Source organism: Streptomyces sp. NPDC014889 (assembly GCF_043081205.1).
Taxonomy (GTDB): domain Bacteria; phylum Actinomycetota; class Actinomycetes; order Streptomycetales; family Streptomycetaceae; genus Streptomyces.
The window spans coordinates 552,469-568,890 of record NZ_JBIBWH010000003.1; the positions used below are offsets into that span (position 1 = coordinate 552,469).

Below are 16,422 nucleotides of genomic sequence, written 5' to 3' on the forward strand. Positions count from 1 at the left end.
CTGCACGGCGATGTTGCCGTGCCGTTACGGAGGTGGGACGTGCTGCCAGTAAGGGGACGAAACGGCCGTGTCACCAGACTTGCCCGACTGCTGGGCACCCGCACCGCGTGGACGCCGGTCGGCGACGGCGAGTTCTTCTGCCCCGGCTGCGGCGGGGACCGCAACTACCAGCGGCTGACCGGGCGTCGGCGCTTCACCGTCCTCGGCGTACCGCTGCTGCCGCGCGGCACGACCGGGCCGGTGGTCGAGTGCGCCGCCTGCGGTGCCCACTTCGGCACGGACGTCCTGGACCATCCGACGACCACCCGCTTCTCCGCGATGCTCCGCGACGCCGTGCACACCGTCGCCCTGGCGGTGCTGTCCGCGGGCGGTACGGGCTCGCGCACGGCCCTGGAGACCGCCGCGGTCACGGTCCGCGCGGCCGGCCTGGCCGACTGCACCGAGGAGCAACTGGCCGCCCTGGTGGAGGCGCTGGCCGCGGACACCGGGCGCGCCTACGAGGACCAGCCGTGCGGTGCGGGCCTGGCCATAGAGCTGCACGAGGCCCTCGACCCGCTCGCCCCGCACCTGGCCCCCGCGGGCCGGGAGTCGATCCTCCTCCAGGCCGCCCGCATCGCCCTGGCCGACGGCCCGTACACCCCCGCCGAGCACGACACCCTCAGCACCGTCGGAGCGGCCCTGACCATCTGCACGAACGACGTGACCCGCCTCCTGACGGAGGCCCGCACCCCGTCCTGACGCCTCCCGTGGTGCTCTCCGGCTACTCCCCAGGGAGTAACACGGCTGCCCGGTCACCCCGCGCAGTACGCCCGAACTCGCCCTCCCGCGCGACGAAACCCGCCCACCGCGCCGGAAGTCTGGAGACCGCATCCAGACATCCGCGCCGGAGGGAGGGCCCGCCTCATGGGGGCCGCAGAAACGACACGTACACGACGACGCGCCATTCCCTGGCTGCTGCTCGCCCTGTGGATCGGCGTGCTGGCGCTCGCCTCTCCGTTCGCCTCGAAACTCGCCGGCGTGCAGCACAACCGGGCCACCGACTACCTGCCCGCGAGCGCCGACTCCACCCAGGTGGCGAAGATCCAGAATCGGCTGCCGGGCGGCGAGCGGACCGAGCTGGTCCTCGTCTACCACCGCGACTCCGGACTGACGGCGGCGGACCGGGCCACGGCGGCACGGCAGATCGCGACGATCGGCCGGCAGCACGAACTGACGGGCACACCGCAGGCCGTCCCGTCCAGGGACGGCACCGCCCTGATGTACCCGGTCACCAGCGACGAGCCCGGCACCGACGAGAAGAAGCGCGACGCCCTCGTCGACGACGTCCGCCGGGTCGCCCACGACCAGGACGGACTGACCGTCCAGGTCGGCGGCCCGAGCGCCATGGCCACCGACGCCGCCGGCGTCTACGGCTCGCTCGGCGGACCCCTGCTCTACACCACCGTCGCCGTCGTCGCCGTGCTGCTGGTCCTCATCTACCGCAGCCCCCTGCTGTGGCTGGTCCCGCTGGTCGTGGCCGGCGTCGCCGACTTCCTGTCCATGGGCGTGGCCTACGGCCTCAACGAGGCCTTCGGCACCACCGTCACCGGCCAGAGCCAGGGCGTCATGACCATCCTCGTCTTCGGCGCCGGCACCGACTACGCCCTGCTGCTCATCTCCCGCTACCGTGAGGAGCTGCGCCGCCACGAGCGGCCCTACGACGCCATGCGCGCCGCCCTGCGCGGCTGCGGGCCCGCCGTGCTCGCGTCCTCCGGCACGGTGGCCGCGGGCCTGCTGTGCCTGCTCGCCGCCGACCTCAACTCCAGCCGCGGCATGGGACCGCTGGGCACGGTCGGCGTGCTGTGCGCGCTGGCCGCGATGCTGACGCTGCTGCCCGCACTGCTGGTCCTGCTGGGCCGCCGGGTGTTCTGGCCGCTCGTGCCCGCATACGGCAGTACGCCCACGGCACGCCGGTCGCTGTTCGGGGCGATGGGCAGCTCCGCCGGGCGCCGCCCGCTGACCGTCCTCGCCTCCGGCGCCGTCCTGCTCGGCGCGCTCGCCCTCGGCGCCCTCAACCTGCCCGGCACGGTCAAGCAGCAGGACGCCTTCGTCGACAAACCGGAGTCGGTTGCCGCCCTGGAGACACTCGCCAGGGCCTACCCCGAACAATCCGCCCAGCCCATCGACGTCATCACCCCGGCCGGCCGGGCCGACGCCACCCTGGCCACCGTCCGCGCCACGCACGGCGTCGCGAGCGCCCGGCCCGGCCGCACGGGAGCCGGCTGGACCGAGATCTCCGTGATCGCCTCCGCCCCGCCCCAGTCAGCGGCCGAGACCGCCACCATCAAGGAACTGCGGCACGAGCTGACGGGCTCCTACGTCGGCGGGCCCAGCGCCCAGCAGATCGACCTGGAGGACACCAACGCCCGGGACCGGACGGTCGTCATCCCGATCGTTCTCGTCTCCGTCCTGCTGATCCTGATCGCCCTGCTGCGCTCCCTCGTCGCGCCGCTGATCCTGGTGGCCGCCGTCATCGCGGTCTGGGGCGCCGCACTCGGCATCGGCGGACTGGTGTTCGGCCCGCTCCTCGGCTTCCAGGGCACGGACCCCGGGCTCGGGCTGCTGTCGTTCGTGTTCCTGGTCGCCCTCGGTGTGGACTACGGCATCTTCCTCATGCACCGCATGCGGGAGGAGTCACTGAACGGCGCGCCACCGGCCGCCGCCGCACTGACCGCGCTGCGCACCACCGGCGGGGTCATCGCCTCCGCCGGGCTCGTTCTCGCCGCCACCTTCGCGGTGCTGACGAACATGGGCCTCGTCCAGCTCGTCGAACTCGGCTTCGTCATCGCCGTCGGCGTGCTCCTGGACACCTTCCTCGTCCGCACCTACCTGGTGACCAGCGCAAGCGTGGCCCTCGGCCGGAAGGTGTGGTGGCCGGGGCGGCTGTCCCGCACCCCGGACCCCGCACCGCCGGATCCCGCACCGCCGGCCCGCGCGCCGGAGCCCGTGAGCTGACGAGCCGGGCGCCCCTCCCGACGGGAGGGGCGCCCGCCTATCGGAAGATGGAACCCGTGCAGGCAACCACGACAGCGCCCCGACCCCAGCTGGGCGAGCGGATCATGGCGGCGATCAACCGCGATCCGCTCACCGCGCCGCACCGCGCCCGCAACGACGCGCTGCTCGCCGTCGGCCTCGCCGCGCTCGCCACCCTCATCGCGCTCCTCGGCGACGAGCGGCGCAGCCCCGACGCGCTCGGCTGGACGCTGCTGTTCGCCGCGCACGTGCCCATCGTGTGGCGGCGCAGCCACCCGGTCCTGGTCCTGGCCGCGGTGGCGGCCTGCGTGGCGCCCTACCACGCCCTCGACTACAACCACGTCGCACCCACCCCCGCTGCGTACGTCGCGCTGTACACGGTCGCCACCACCGGCCGCCCGCTGCGCACGGTGCTGACCGGCATCGGCGTCCTCACCCTCATCACGGGCGTGATGTTCACCGTCAACAGCCACCAGGCCGTCGAGGGGCTGAGGGTCTCCGGCTGGGTCATCGCCGTGGTCTTCTGGGGCGTCGACGTCCGCTACTACCGCCAGTACGTCGCCGCCATCGTCGAGCGCGCCGAACGCGCCGAACGCACCCGCGAACAGGAGGCCCGCAGCCGCGTCGCGGAGGAACGCCTCCGCATAGCCCGCGACCTGCACGACCTGCTCGCCCACAGCATCACCCTCATCGGCGTCCAGACCTCCGTCGCCGCGCACGTCCTCGCCACCGACCCCGACCGCCTCGACCGTGCCGCGGTCGCCGCGGCCCTCGACGACATCGCGGAGACCTGCCGGACGGCACGCGGTGAGCTGCGTACGACGCTGGAGGTGCTGCGGGAGCAGGACGTGCCCGCGGCCCGCGGCCCGCTGCCCGGCCTGCCCGGCGTCGCCGACCTGGCGGAGACCGCCCGGACGGCCGGAGCGACGGTGGAGCTGTCCGTGCGGGCCGGCGACATCCCGCCCGCCGTCGGCGCCGCCGCGTACCGCATCGTGCAGGAGGCGCTGACGAACGCCGTACGGCACGCCGGTCCCGAACCGGCCGTCATCGTCGACCTGCACACCGAGGACGGCGCCCTGCGCCTGTCCGTCACCGACGCCGGCACCGGGCCCGTACCCGGGGCCGGCGGTGGCTTCGGCCTCGTCGGCATGCGGGAGCGGGCCCGCAGCGTGGGCGGAACGCTGGACGCGGGACCCCGTTCCGGCGGAGGCTTCGCGGTGACCGCCGTACTGCCGCTGGAGGGAGGCCGGTGAGCGCCATCCGTGTGCTCCTCGCGGACGACCAGACCCTGGTCAGGACATCCTTCGCGATGCTCGTCGAGTCGGCCGGCGACATGGCGGTCGTCGGGCAGGCCGGCACCGGGCGCGAGGCCGTCGCGCTGGCCCGCAGCGCCCGCGCCGACCTCGTGGTGATGGACCTGCGCATGCCCGACCTCGACGGCATCGAGGCCACCCGGCTCATCGTCGCCGACGAGGACCTGGCCGGGGTGAAGGTGCTCGTCCTCACCACCTACGACACCGACGAGAACATCGTGGAGGCGCTGCGCGCCGGTGCCTCCGGCTTCCTGGTCAAGGACATACGGCCGGCCGAGCTCCTCGACGCGATCCGCACGGTGGCCGCCGGCGACGCCCTGCTCTCGCCGGGCCCGACGGCCCGCCTGATCGCCCGCTTCCTGCGCAGCCCCGCGGCACCGGCCACGGGCGGCCCCGACTGCCTCTCCGACCGGGAGCGCGAGGTGCTGGCCCTGGTCGCCCGGGGCCTGAACAACACCGAGATCGGCGAGGCGCTGACCCTCAGCCCGCTCACCGCGAAGACCCACGTCAGCCGCATCATGGGCAAGCTGGGAGCGCGGGACCGGGCCCAACTGGTCATCGCGGCCTACGAGTCCGGGCTGGTGTCCCCGGGGAGCCAGTGACGGACCGGGTGACGTCCGGGTTGCCCAGCGCCCGGGCCTCGGCTACGAATGGCCGGATGGCGAGCCAGGAACCCGAGGAACCAACGGAACAGCGGTGGGAGGAGGGGCAGCCGGGTGTGCTCCGGCTGCCGTCGGGACGGCTGGTCCGCGGCCGCGGCCTGCGCCGCCCGCTCGACCCGTCGGCGCCGGCTCCGTCGTACGGCGTCTACCTGCTCGGCAAGCAGCCGCCCGAGGTCCCCTGGGAGTCCCGCTGGCTGCGCTGGCCGGACTTCCGGCTGCCGTCCGACCGCGCCGCCGCCCGCGCCCTGCTCACCGAGGCCTGGGAGCGCGCCGCCGCCGAGCGCGTCGAGCTGGCCTGCGGCGGCGGCCGGGGCCGCACGGGCACGGCCCTGGCCTGTCTGGCGGTCCTCGACGGCGTACCGCCCGAGGAGGCGGTCGCCTACGTCCGGGCCCACTACGACCGGCACGCGGTGGAGACACCGTGGCAGAAGCGGTACGTACGGAACTTCCCGCCGCCGCGTCGAGGCACCTGAGCGCCGTGGCCTATCCCAGGGCCCGCGCGACCGCGGCGGCGGCCCGGGCCACGAGGGCGTCGTCGTACGGGGCGTCCTCGGCCGGTTTGGTCGACAGCACGGCCAGGACCACGGGGGAGCCCGACTCGGTCCACGCGACGCCCACGTCGTTGGCGGTGCCGTGGGCGCCGGACCCCGTCTTGTCCGCGACCGTCCAGGTCGATGGCAGGCCCGCGCGGAAGCGCTTCGTGCTGGTGGTGTTGTTCAGCAGCCAGTGCGTCAGCGTCCGGCGGTCACGGCGGTTCAGCGCGTCCCCGAGGACGAGACGGGCGTAGGTGCCGCCGATCGCGCGCGGGCTCGTGGTGTCCGTGCGCCGCCAGGGCTCGGAGGTGTTGAGCTCCGGCTCCCACCGGTCCAGGCGGGTCACCCGGTCGCCGAGCGAGCGGGCGAAACGGGTGATGGCCGTGGGGCCGCCGAGCTCCCGCAGGAGCAGGTTGCCGGCGGTGTTGTCGCTGAAGCGGATGGCGACGTCGGCGAGCTCGGCGATGGTCATGCCCGTGTCCAGGTGCGCCCGGGTCTGGTCGGAGCCTTCCGGCACCAGGTCGGCCTCGGTGTAGCGGATGCGGCGGGAGAGGACCTCGCCGTGGCGGTCCAGGTCCCGCAGGACCGCTGCCGCCGCCAGGGTCTTGAACACCGAGCACATCGGGAAGCGTTCTTCGGCCCGGTACCGCACGGTCCGGCCGGTGGCGAGGTGGTGGGCGAACACGCCCAGCCGGGCGCCGTGCCTCCGCTCCAGGGCGCGCAGACACGCGGTGGTGCCGTCGTCCGGCAGGGCGTGCGCGGGCGTGGCCGTGGCGGCCGCCGTCGCCGCGGCGAGAGCGGAGGCGGCGGCGGTGGTCAGTAAGGCACGTCGGGTCGGGTCGGACTGCTCCGCGGTGCGAATGGTGCTCTCCTCCGGTCGGGCCGGACGGAACGATCTCCGCACTGACCGACGCCCCCGGGCGCATCGCGGTTGCGCCGCGCCGGGAGCCGGACCGGGTCGGAGGTCCGGCCATGCCCACATCCGCCGTGGGCGACAATGGACCCCATGAGTCTGTTCCGGGACGACGGCATCGTGCTGCGCACCCAGAAGCTGGGTGAGGCGGACCGGATCATCACGCTGCTCACCCGCGGACACGGGCGGGTGCGCGCCGTGGCGCGGGGGGTGCGGCGGACGAAGTCGAAGTTCGGGGCCAGGCTGGAGCCGTTCTCGCACGTGGACGTGCAGTTCTTCGCCCGGGGCAGCGAGCTGGTGGGGCGGGGGCTGCCGCTGTGCACGCAGAGCGAGACCATCGCCCCCTACGGCGGCGGGATCGTGGCCGACTACGCCCGCTACACCGCCGGGACGGCCATGCTGGAGACCGCCGAGCGGTTCACCGACCACGAGGGCGAGCCCGCCGTCCAGCAGTACCTGCTGCTCGTGGGCGCCCTGCGCACCCTCGCCCGGGGCGAGCACGCCCCGCACCTCGTGCTGGACGCGTTCCTGCTGCGGTCGCTGGCCGTCAACGGCTACGCGCCCAGCTTCGGCGACTGCGCCCGGTGCGGGATGCCCGGCCCGAACCGGTTCTTCTCGGTGGCCTCCGGCGGCTCGGTCTGCGCCGACTGCCGGGTGCCCGGCAGCGTCGTACCCTCGCCGCGGACGCTCGAGCTGCTCGGCGCGCTGCTCACGGGGGACTGGGCGACCGCGGACGCGTGCGAGCCGCGGTACGTCAGGGAGGGCAGCGGGCTGGTCTCCGCCTACCTGCACTGGCACCTGGAGCGCGGGCTGCGCTCACTTCGGTACGTGGAAAAGTAGTACTCCGAAACAAGTACGTCCGGAACAAGTACGTTCGAAACCAGGGAGACGAGAAGCACATGGCCGTACGCGGGATCCTGGGGCGCCGGCGCCCGGAGTACAGGGCGCCCGAGCCGCATCCGTCCGGCGCCCGCGCGCCGAAGCTCCCCGGTGAGCTGGTCCCCGAGCATGTGGCGATCGTCATGGACGGGAACGGCCGCTGGGCCAAGGAGCGCGGGCTGCCCCGCACCGAGGGGCACAAGGTCGGCGCCGAGCGGGTGCTGGACGTGCTGCAGGGCGCGATCGAGATCGGCGTCGGCAACATCTCCCTCTACGCCTTCTCCACCGAGAACTGGAAGCGCTCGCCCGACGAGGTGCGCTTCCTGATGAACTTCAACCGCGACTTCATCCGCAAGACCCGCGACCAGCTCGACGAACTCGGCATCCGGGTGCGCTGGGTGGGCCGTATGCCCAAGCTGTGGAAGTCGGTCGCCAAGGAGCTCCAGGTCGCCCAGGAGCAGACCAAGGACAACGACCGGCTGACGCTGTACTTCTGCATGAACTACGGCGGCCGGGCCGAACTCGCGGACGCGGCCAAGGCGCTCGCGGAGGACGTCAGGGCGGGCCGGCTCGACCCGGCCAAGGTCTCCGAGAAGACCATCCAGCGGTACCTGTACTACCCGGACATGCCGGACGTCGACCTGTTCCTGCGCCCGAGCGGCGAGCAGCGCACGTCCAACTACCTCCTCTGGCAGAGCGCTTACGCGGAGATGGTCTTCCAGGACGTCCTGTGGCCCGACTTCGACCGCCGCGACCTGTGGCGGGCCTGCATCGAGTTCGCCTCGCGCGACCGCCGCTTCGGCGGCGCCATCCCGAACGAGGAACTCCTCGCCATGCAGGGCGACGGCGAGTAGAAAAGCCTGTCCGGCGCTTGAGGACGAGGCCGTTCAGGCCGAAAGCGAGGTCCGGGGGCGGCAGCCCCCGGGCTCACCCCGCGGCGCACTCCGCGCAGGTCCCGAAGATCTCCACCGTGTGGGCGACGTTGACGTAGCCGTGCTCCGCGGCGATCGCCTCCGCCCACTTCTCCACCATCGGCCCCTCGACCTCGACCGCCTTGCCGCAGACGCGGCAGACGAGGTGGTGGTGGTGCTCGCCGGTGGAGCAGCGGCGGTAGACCGACTCGCCGTCGGAGGTGCGCAGGACGTCGACCTCGCCCGCGTCGGCGAGGGACTGAAGGGTGCGGTAGACCGTCGTCAGGCCCACCGAGTCGCCCCTGTGCTTGAGCATGTCGTGGAGTTCCTGCGCGCTGCGGAACTCGTCGACCTCGTCGAGGGCCGCCGCGACAGCGGCACGCTGCCGGGTGGCGCGGCCCTTCACGGGCGGTCCAGCGGTGGTCACCGGTCGGCCTCCTCACGTCTCGCCTGCGGGCCATTGTGCCAGCCCGGGCCGTGCGCGGTCAGGCGCCGGCCCCGTCGCCGGCGGCCCGGGTGGCCGGAATCGCGCACTCCGCCGGGTCCCCGGCGGGCCGTGCCGCGGCGAGGGCCCGCGCGCGTCGCCGGGCCAGCGGCGTGGCCAGCCCGGTGAGCGCGATGAACACCGCGATGGTGAGCAGCACGATCGTCGCGCCGGGCGGCACGTCCTGGTAGTACGACGTGACGGTGCCGCCGATGGTCACGCTGACCCCGATGGCGACGGCGATCGCGAAGGTCGCGGCGAAGCTCCGGCTGAGCTGCTGGGCGGCGGCCACCGGGACCACCATCAGCGCGCTGACCAGCAGCAGCCCGACCACGCGCATCGCGACCGTCACCGTCACCGCCGCCGTGACCGCCGTCAGCAGGTTCAGGGCGCGCACCGGCAGCCCGGTCACCCGCGCGAACTCCTCGTCCTGGCTGACCGCGAACAACTGGCGGCGCAGGCCCAGGGTGACCAGCACGACGAAGGCGGCCAGCAGGCAGATCGCGGTGACGTCGGACTGCGAGACCGTGGAGAGCGAGCCGAACAGGTACGACGTCAGGTTGGCGTTGGAGCCGGCGGGGGCGAGGTTGATGAACATGACGCCGCCCGCCATGCCGCCGTAGAAGAGCATCGCGAGGGCGATGTCGCCGCGGGTGCGGCCGTACCAGCGGATCAGCTCCATGAGGACCGCGCCCAGGACGGAGACGGCCGTCGCCATCCACACCGGGGAGGTGGACAGCAGGAAGCCCAGGCCGACACCGGTCATGGCCACATGGCCGATGCCGTCGCCCATCAGGGCCTGGCGGCGCTGGACGAGGTAGATGCCGACGGCGGGCGCGGTGACGCCGACCAGGACGGCGGCGAGGAGGGCCCGCTGCATGAAGGCGTAGTTCAACAGGTCCATCAGCTCAGCAGTCCCGTGCGGATCGGATCGGCGCCCGAGGCGTCGTGGGGGTGTACGTGGTCGTGGCCGGGCAGGGCATGCTGGCCGACGGCCTTCGGGGGCGGTCCGTCGTGCAGGACGCAGCCGTCGCGCAGCACCACCGCCCGGTCGATCAGGGGCTCCAGGGGGCCCAGCTCGTGCAGCACGAGCAGCACCGTCGCCCCGGCCCCGACCCGCTCCCTGAGCGTGCTCGCCAGCACCTCCTGGCTGGCCAGGTCGACGCCCGCCATCGGCTCGTCCATGATCAGCAGCTCGGGTGCGGCGGCGAGCGCCCGGGCGATCAGCACGCGCTGGTGCTGACCGCCGGAGAGGGCGTTCACGGAGTCCTTCGCGCGGTCCGCCATGTCGACCAGCTCCAGGGCCCGCCGTACGGCCGCGTGGTCGGCCTTGCGGAAGATCCCGAAGCGGGTGCGGGAGAGCCGGCCCGAGGAGACGATCTCGGTGACCGTCGCCGGGACACCGCCCGCGGCCGTCGTGCGCTGCGGTACGTAGCCGACGCGCGCCCAGTCGCGGAAGCCGCGGTGCGGGGTGCCGAACAGTTCGATCTCACCGGCGCTCACCGGCACCTGGCCGATCACGCTGCGCACGGCCGTCGACTTGCCGGAGCCGTTGGCGCCGAGCAGCGCGACGACCTCGCCCCGGCGCACGGTGAGGTCGATGCCGCGAAGGACGGGGCGCGAGCCCAGGTCGGCGCGGACTCCGCGCAGGGATATGACGGGTTCGGCGGTTTCGCTGCTGACGTCCATGACGCCCTCCGTTGTGCTCACTCGGCGCCCAGTGCCTGTTGGAGCGCCTTGAGGTTGGCGTCCATGACCTGGAAGTAGTCGGTGCCGCGGGACTTGTCGGTGATGCCTTCGAGGGGGTCGAGGACGTCCGTCCGCAGATGCGCGTCCTTGGCGAGGGTCTTAGCGGTCTTGTCGCTGACCAGCGTCTCGTAGAAGACGGTCGTGACCCCGTCGGCCTTCGCCGTCTCCTGGAGGTCCTTCACCCGGGCCGCGCTGGGCTCGGACTCCGGGTCGAGGCCGTTGATGGCCTCCTGGGTCAGTCCGTAGCGCTCGGCGAGGTAGCCGAAGGCGGCGTGGGTGGTGATGAAGACCTTGCTCCTGGTGTCCTTCAGACCGGTCTCGTAGCGGGCGTTGAGCTCGCCGAGCTGCTCGACCAGGGCCTTGGTGTTCTTGCGGTAGTCGGCCGCGTGGTCCGGGTCGCCCTTCTCGAAGGCCTTGCCGACGCCCTCGGCGATCTGCGCGTAGCGCACCGGGTCCAGCCAGACGTGCGGGTCCTTGCCGCCGTGCTCCTCGTCATGGTGGGCGTCGTGCTCCTCGGCGTGGCCGTCCACCTCGGTGCCGTGCTCCTCCAGCGTGGTCAGGGAGGCGGCGTCGATCTTCGTCCTGACCCCGGACTGGGCGACGGCGCTGTCGACGGAGGGCTGGAGGCCCTTGAGGTAGAGCACCGCGTCGGACTTCTCCAGCTCCACGGTCTGCTTGGCGCTGATCTCCAGGTCGTGCGGTTCCTGGCCCGGAGTGGTGAGACTGGTGACGTGGACGTGGCTCCCGCCGATCCGCTCGGCGAGGAAGGCCATCGGGTAGAAGGACGCGACGACGTCGTACGTGCCGCCGCCACGAGTGCCGCTGGCGTCGGCGGAGGAACAGGCGGAGAGCGCTCCGAGGCCGAGCGCGGTGATCGTCAGGGCCGTGGAGCCGGATATGAGGCGTCGTCGTACGTTCATGACAGTCATTTTCAACAAAGATGGAAACCGTTGTCAACAAACCTCGTGACAGGCCCGAAAAGGGCCCTTGTCCGGCACCGATTTGGTCGAGGGGGAGTGACCGCCGGTACCCTGAAGCATTCGCTCGTGAAGCGTCTCGCTTCGTCGCCCGTCGTCGTAATGAAGAGAGCACCGTGGCCGCCGACAAGATCGACACCATCGTCAGCCTGAGCAAGCGCCGTGGCTTCGTATTCCCCTGCAGTGAGATCTACGGCGGCCAGCGTGCCGCCTGGGACTACGGGCCCCTGGGTGTCGAGCTCAAGGAGAACCTCAAGCGCCAGTGGTGGCGCTACATGGTGACGTCCCGCGAGGACGTGGTCGGCATCGACTCGTCCGTGATCCTGGCGCCCGAGGTCTGGGTCGCCTCCGGTCACGTCGCCACCTTCACGGACCCGCTGACGGAGTGCACCTCCTGCCACAAGCGGTTCCGCGCCGACCACCTGGAAGAGGCCTACGAGGAGAAGAAGGGCCGCGCCCCGGAGAACGGCCTCGCGGACGTCAACTGCCCCAACTGCGGCAACAAGGGCCAGTTCACCGAGCCCAAGCAGTTCTCGGGCCTGCTCTCCACCCACCTCGGCCCCACCCAGGACTCCGGTTCCGTCGCCTACCTGCGCCCCGAGACCGCCCAGGGCATCTTCACGAACTTCGGCCAGGTGCAGACCACCTCGCGCCGCAAGCCGCCGTTCGGCATCGCCCAGATGGGCAAGTCGTTCCGCAACGAGATCACGCCGGGCAACTTCATCTTCCGCACCCGCGAATTCGAGCAGATGGAGATGGAGTTCTTCGTCAAGCCGGGCGAGGACGAGAAGTGGCAGGAGTACTGGATGGAGCAGCGCTGGAACTGGTACACGGGCCTCGGCCTGCGTGAGGAGAACATGCGCTGGTACGAGCACCCGAAGGAGAAGCTCTCCCACTACTCCAAGCGCACCGCCGACATCGAGTACCGCTTCCAGTTCGGCGGCAGCGAGTGGGGCGAGCTGGAGGGCGTCGCCAACCGCACCGACTACGACCTCTCCTCCCACGCCAAGGCCTCCGGCCAGGACCTCTCCTACTTCGACCAGGAGGCCGGCGAGCGCTGGACGCCGTACGTCATCGAGCCGGCGGCCGGTGTCGGCCGCGCGATGCTCGCCTTCCTGCTCGACGCGTACGTCGAGGACGAGGCGCCCAACGCCAAGGGCAAGATGGAGAAGCGCACGGTGCTGCGCCTGGACCACCGCCTGGCCCCGGTGAAGGTCGCGGTGCTGCCCCTGTCGCGCAACCCGGAGCTGTCGCCCAAGGCCAAGGGCCTGGCCCAGGCCCTGCGCCAGAACTGGAACATCGAGTTCGACGACGCCGGCGCCATCGGCCGCCGCTACCGCCGCCAGGACGAGATCGGCACGCCGTACTGCGTCACGGTCGACTTCGACACCCTCGAGGACAACGCGGTCACGGTCCGCGAGCGCGACACCATGAAGCAGGAGCGCGTCTCCCTCGACCAGATCGAGGGCTACCTGGCCGGCCGCCTCGTCGGCTGCTGACCCCGTCAGCGCGCGGTACCTCAGCGCCGGACGGCCTGCCGAGACCTCGCTCGGCAGGCCGTCCGGCGTTCGCCGTTCCTCAACGGCCTTGCAGGGCCTTCACGTTGTCGCCGAAGGTCCAGTTCTTCGACCCGTCCCAGTTGATCGACCAGGTCATCAGGCCCTTCAGGCTCGTGCCGTAGTGGCGCCAGGCCTCGGAGACCAGCGCGGGCGCCATGTGGCCGCCGCCCGCGCCGGGCTGGGCGGGCAGGCCCGGGACCTGCTTGTCGTAGGGGACCTTGACCGTCGTGCCCTGGATCACCAGGCCCTTGGCGAGGCAGTCGGTCTGGGCGGTGAAGCCGGCCACGGTGCCCGCCTGGTAGGAGTCGCCCGAGCAGCCGTACATGCTGCCGTTGTAGTACTGCATGTTCAGCCACCACAGGCGGCCGTTGTCGGCGTACTTCTTGATGATCGGCAGGTACGCGCCCCAGATCGAGCCGTAGGCGACGCTGCCACCGGTGACGTAGGCGGTCTCCGGGGCCATCGTCAGGCCGAAGTTCGACGGCATCTGCGCGAGGACGCCGTCGATGATCCTGATCAGGTTGGCCTGGGACGGGGAGAGCTGGTTGATGTTCCCGCTGCCCGTCAGGCCCGTCTCGATGTCGATGTCGATGCCGTCGAAGTTGTACTTCTTCAGGATGGGCACGATCGTCGCGACGAACCGGTCCGCCACGGCGGACGAGTTGAGATCGATACCGGCCGTCGCGCCGCCGATGGACAGCAGGATCGTCTGCCCGGACGCCTTGGCCGCGCACATCTCCGCGGGTGTCGCCACCTTCACGCCCGCGTCCATGCCGTTCTCCCACAGGGCCGTTCCGTCGGAGCGGATGACCGGGAAGGCCGCGTTGATCACGTTGTAGCCGTGCGCGGCGATGCGCGAGTCGGTGACCGGCGTCCAGCCGAAGGGCGGATGGACGCCGTTGGCGGAGCCGTCCCAGTTCTCCCAGTAGCCCTGGAGCACCTTGCCGGCGGGCCTGGACTTCACGGCGCACGTGTCGGCGGCGGAGGCCGCCGAGGCGGTGGGGGCGGTGGGGGCCAGGGCGATGGAGAGCTGGGTGAGACAGGCGGCCGCGAGCGCGGCGGCCAGCAGACGCAGTCTGCGGCGGATCATACGGAGCCTCCCGGTGGGGGGTGCGGTGAGGTGTCGTAGGCATGACAGTGCTCGTGGTCCAGACCTCTAGTCAATAGGTCTGGACCAAATCGCCAGGCCTGTCGGTCGCGCCCACGCACCTCTTGGTTGATGACAACTGACAGATATTGAAATCTGTCAGTTGTCATGCCAGGCTGGTCGCGGGTACCCGTTCCATCCCCCCTCCGAGCCCCCAAGGAGCCCTCATGGACACCCGCAACCTCGGAACCACCGGCCCCCGGGTCTCCGCCCTCGGCCTCGGCTGCATGGGCATGTCCGCGCTGTACGGCGAGGCGGACCGGACCGAGTCCATCGCCACCGTGCACGCCGCCCTCGAAGCGGGCGTGACCCTGCTCGACACCGGCGACTTCTACGCCATGGGGCACAACGAGATGCTGGTCGGCGAGGCCCTGCGCACCGCCCCCGCGGCCCGCCGCGAACAGGCCCTGCTCAGCGTGAAGTTCGGCGCCCTGCGCGACCCGGACGGCAACTGGGCCGGCTACGACGGCCGTCCCGCCGCCGTGAAGAACTTCGCCGCCTACTCCCTCCAGCGCCTCGGCGCCGACCACATCGACGTCTACCGGATCGCCCGGGTCGACCCGGACGTGCCGATCGAGGAGACGGTCGGCGCCATCGCGGAACTCGTCGAGAAGGGACACGTCCGGCACATCGGCCTCAGTGAGGTGGGCGCCGACACCATCCGCCGGGCCGCCGCCACCGCGCCGATCTCGGACCTCCAGATCGAGTACTCGCTCGTCTCCCGCGGCATCGAGGACCGGATCCTGCCCACCACCCGCGAGCTCGGCATCGCCGTCACGGCCTACGGGGTGCTCTCCCGCGGTCTGATCTCCGGGCACTTCGGCCGCGACCGCAAGCTCGCCGCCAACGACTTCCGGGCCCATTCGCCCCGCTTCCAGGGCGAGAACCTCCAGCACAACCTGGACCTCGTCGATGCCCTGCGCAAGGTCGCCGAGGGCCGGGGCGCCACGGTCGCGCAGACCGCCATCGCCTGGGTGCTCTCCCGCGGTGAGGACATCGTCCCGCTGATCGGCGCCCGCACCCGCGAGCGGCTGGCGGAGGCACTGGGCGCGGTGGCCGTCACGCTGGACGAGGCCGACCTGGCGGCCATCGAGGAGGCCGTCCCGGCGGACGCGGCCGCGGGCGCGCGCTACCCCGAGGCGCAGATGGTCCACCTGGACAGCGAACGCTGACCCGGGCGCCGGGTACGGTCTAGGGCATGCCACCCACCACCGAGACCCTGACCGCCGAGCGCATCCTCGAGGCGACCGAGGAGGTGCTGCGCCGCCATGGGCCGGCCAAGGCCACCGTGGTGGACGTGGCCCGCGCGCTCGGTGTCAGCCACGGCAGCGTCTACCGGCACTTCCGTACGAAGGCCGCGCTGCGCGAGGCGGTGACCAAGCGGTGGCTGGACCGCACCTCCGACGCCCTCGCCGGAATCGCCGCCGAGCAGCGGGACCCGGAGGCCCGGCTGCGCGACTGGCTGCGGGGCCTGTTCGAGGCCAAGCGCCGCAAGGCGGGCGACGACCCCGAACTGTTCGCCACGTACTCGGTGCTCACCGGGGAGAACGGCGCGGCGGTCGGCGAGCACATCGACGACCTGACCGGCCAGCTCACCCGGATCGTCCGGGACGGCGTCACGGCCGGCGTCTTCACGGCCGCCGACCCGGCCGTCGCGGCCCGGGCCCTGTTTCATGCCACCGGCCGCTTCCACGACCCGGGTCATGCCCGGGAGTGGAAGCGGCCGGCGATCGAGGAGGAGTTCGAGGCGGTGCTCGAACTGGTGCTGGGCGGACTACGAACCCGTCAGCACCCTGTCACCTCCGGGGTCAGGTCACGTCCACGGTGACCGTCGCGGAGTGCGTGTTGCCGTGCACGACCCGCAGTTGCTGCTTGCCCTTGACCGCCAGCTTCGTGGACACGGTGTAGGTGTCGCCCTTCTTGACCAGGGTGGTCGCGCGCAGCGTGGTCCACTTGCCGTTGCTCAGGTGCTGGACGGTCAGCCGGGTGCCGGCCGCCATGTGCGCGGTGCGACCGGTGAGCGTGACGCTCTCCCCGGACCTGATCGAGCGGTGGCTGGCCCTGACCGTGATCGACTCGGCCGCCCTGGTCGGCATGGCCTCGTGCGTCCGGGTGGGCATCGGGCTCGGACGGGGCGCGGCGAAGGCCGCGGCGGAACCGGCCGACACCAGCGCGGCGGACAGAGCGCCCACGGCGACTCCACGGACACAGCGGCTGCGGAGTGTGAGATGCATGGTGGTCTCCCGTTGGTGGTTCCCCCCTGCGTGGCGCATGACCCGAAGG

At 72.1% G+C, this 16,422-nt stretch carries 17 protein-coding genes; 10 read left to right on the top strand and 7 right to left on the bottom strand.

Going from position 1 to position 16,422, the window contains the following annotated elements:
* The first annotated feature begins 39 nt into the window (after nt 1-39).
* The 5 genes from ACF09J_RS08705 (at nt 40) to ACF09J_RS08725 (ending at nt 5,460) form a co-directional block, all read left to right on the top strand.
* On the top strand, nt 40-738 hold the full coding sequence (locus tag ACF09J_RS08705) for a TerB family tellurite resistance protein (protein WP_392304641.1): 699 nt from the start codon (nt 40-42) through the stop codon (nt 736-738).
* 165 nt (nt 739-903) lie between these two features.
* On the top strand, nt 904-2,994 hold the full coding sequence (locus ACF09J_RS08710; RefSeq protein ID WP_392304642.1) for an MMPL family transporter: 2,091 nt from the start codon (nt 904-906) through the stop codon (nt 2,992-2,994).
* 56 nt (nt 2,995-3,050) lie between these two features.
* Nucleotides 3,051-4,265: a sensor histidine kinase gene (locus tag ACF09J_RS08715; RefSeq protein WP_392304643.1), complete on the top strand. Its 1,215-nt coding sequence runs from the start codon at nt 3,051-3,053 to the stop codon at nt 4,263-4,265.
* Nucleotides 4,262-4,927 carry a response regulator gene (locus ACF09J_RS08720; RefSeq protein WP_392304644.1) on the top strand — a complete coding sequence of 222 codons (666 nt, stop codon included), beginning with the start codon at nt 4,262-4,264 and terminating at the stop codon, nt 4,925-4,927. The genes ACF09J_RS08715 and ACF09J_RS08720 overlap by 4 nt, the downstream gene beginning before the upstream one ends.
* Before the next feature lie 56 nt (nt 4,928-4,983).
* Nucleotides 4,984-5,460: a protein phosphatase gene (locus ACF09J_RS08725; RefSeq protein WP_392304645.1), complete on the top strand. Its 477-nt coding sequence runs from the start codon at nt 4,984-4,986 to the stop codon at nt 5,458-5,460.
* A 10-nt stretch (nt 5,461-5,470) separates the two neighbouring features.
* Here the strand turns inward: ACF09J_RS08725 and bla are convergent, their stop codons facing one another.
* Nucleotides 5,471-6,382, bottom strand: a complete 912-nt coding sequence (gene bla, locus ACF09J_RS08730) for a class A beta-lactamase (protein ID WP_392304683.1) — start codon at nt 6,380-6,382, stop codon at nt 5,471-5,473.
* A gap of 144 nt (nt 6,383-6,526) precedes the next feature.
* On the opposite strand from bla, the gene recO reads away from it, so the two are divergent.
* Nucleotides 6,527-7,273 carry a DNA repair protein RecO gene (gene recO, locus ACF09J_RS08735; RefSeq protein WP_392304646.1) on the top strand — a complete coding sequence of 249 codons (747 nt, stop codon included), beginning with the start codon at nt 6,527-6,529 and terminating at the stop codon, nt 7,271-7,273.
* A gap of 59 nt (nt 7,274-7,332) precedes the next feature.
* The gene (locus ACF09J_RS08740) at nt 7,333-8,166 is read left to right on the top strand and encodes an isoprenyl transferase (RefSeq protein WP_392304647.1); all 834 of its coding nucleotides are present in this window, start codon (nt 7,333-7,335) and stop codon (nt 8,164-8,166) included.
* A 73-nt stretch (nt 8,167-8,239) separates the two neighbouring features.
* Here ACF09J_RS08740 and ACF09J_RS08745 read toward each other — a convergent pair whose 3' ends face one another.
* The 4 genes from ACF09J_RS08745 to ACF09J_RS08760 are packed head-to-tail and all read right to left on the bottom strand — an operon-like array spanning nt 8,240 to nt 11,376.
* Nucleotides 8,240-8,650, bottom strand: coding sequence for a Fur family transcriptional regulator (locus ACF09J_RS08745; protein ID WP_392304648.1), 411 nt, complete (start codon nt 8,648-8,650; stop codon nt 8,240-8,242).
* Between the two features lie 58 nt (nt 8,651-8,708).
* The gene (locus ACF09J_RS08750; protein WP_392304649.1) at nt 8,709-9,611 is read right to left on the bottom strand and encodes a metal ABC transporter permease; all 903 of its coding nucleotides are present in this window, start codon (nt 9,609-9,611) and stop codon (nt 8,709-8,711) included.
* Complete coding sequence (locus ACF09J_RS08755) at nt 9,611-10,396, bottom strand: metal ABC transporter ATP-binding protein (protein WP_392304650.1); 786 nt, start codon at nt 10,394-10,396, stop codon at nt 9,611-9,613. Before ACF09J_RS08755 ends, ACF09J_RS08750 begins: the two co-directional genes overlap by 1 nt.
* A gap of 17 nt (nt 10,397-10,413) precedes the next feature.
* Nucleotides 10,414-11,376 (bottom strand): metal ABC transporter substrate-binding protein, encoded by a 963-nt coding sequence (locus tag ACF09J_RS08760; RefSeq protein WP_392304651.1) that lies wholly within the window; start codon nt 11,374-11,376, stop codon nt 10,414-10,416.
* A 173-nt stretch (nt 11,377-11,549) separates the two neighbouring features.
* On the opposite strand from ACF09J_RS08760, the gene ACF09J_RS08765 reads away from it, so the two are divergent.
* Entirely contained in the window at nt 11,550-12,932 is a 1,383-nt protein-coding gene (locus tag ACF09J_RS08765; protein WP_392304652.1) for a glycine--tRNA ligase, read from the top strand.
* A gap of 79 nt (nt 12,933-13,011) precedes the next feature.
* Here ACF09J_RS08765 and ACF09J_RS08770 read toward each other — a convergent pair whose 3' ends face one another.
* A complete protein-coding gene (locus ACF09J_RS08770) occupies nt 13,012-14,082 on the bottom strand; it encodes a chitinase (RefSeq protein ID WP_392304653.1) in 1,071 nt (356 codons plus the stop codon).
* Nucleotides 14,083-14,306: 224 nt separating this feature from the next.
* Between ACF09J_RS08770 and ACF09J_RS08775 the strand changes: the two genes are divergently transcribed.
* Together ACF09J_RS08775 and ACF09J_RS08780 are read left to right on the top strand one after the other, a co-directional pair.
* Nucleotides 14,307-15,311 (top strand): aldo/keto reductase, encoded by a 1,005-nt coding sequence (locus ACF09J_RS08775; protein ID WP_392304654.1) that lies wholly within the window; start codon nt 14,307-14,309, stop codon nt 15,309-15,311.
* A gap of 26 nt (nt 15,312-15,337) precedes the next feature.
* The gene (locus tag ACF09J_RS08780) at nt 15,338-15,967 is read left to right on the top strand and encodes a TetR/AcrR family transcriptional regulator (RefSeq protein WP_392304655.1); all 630 of its coding nucleotides are present in this window, start codon (nt 15,338-15,340) and stop codon (nt 15,965-15,967) included.
* Here ACF09J_RS08780 and ACF09J_RS08785 read toward each other — a convergent pair.
* Nucleotides 15,948-16,373, bottom strand: a complete 426-nt coding sequence (locus ACF09J_RS08785) for a hypothetical protein (RefSeq protein ID WP_392304656.1) — start codon at nt 16,371-16,373, stop codon at nt 15,948-15,950. The genes ACF09J_RS08780 and ACF09J_RS08785 overlap by 20 nt on opposite strands.
* Nucleotides 16,374-16,422: the final 49 nt, after the last annotated feature.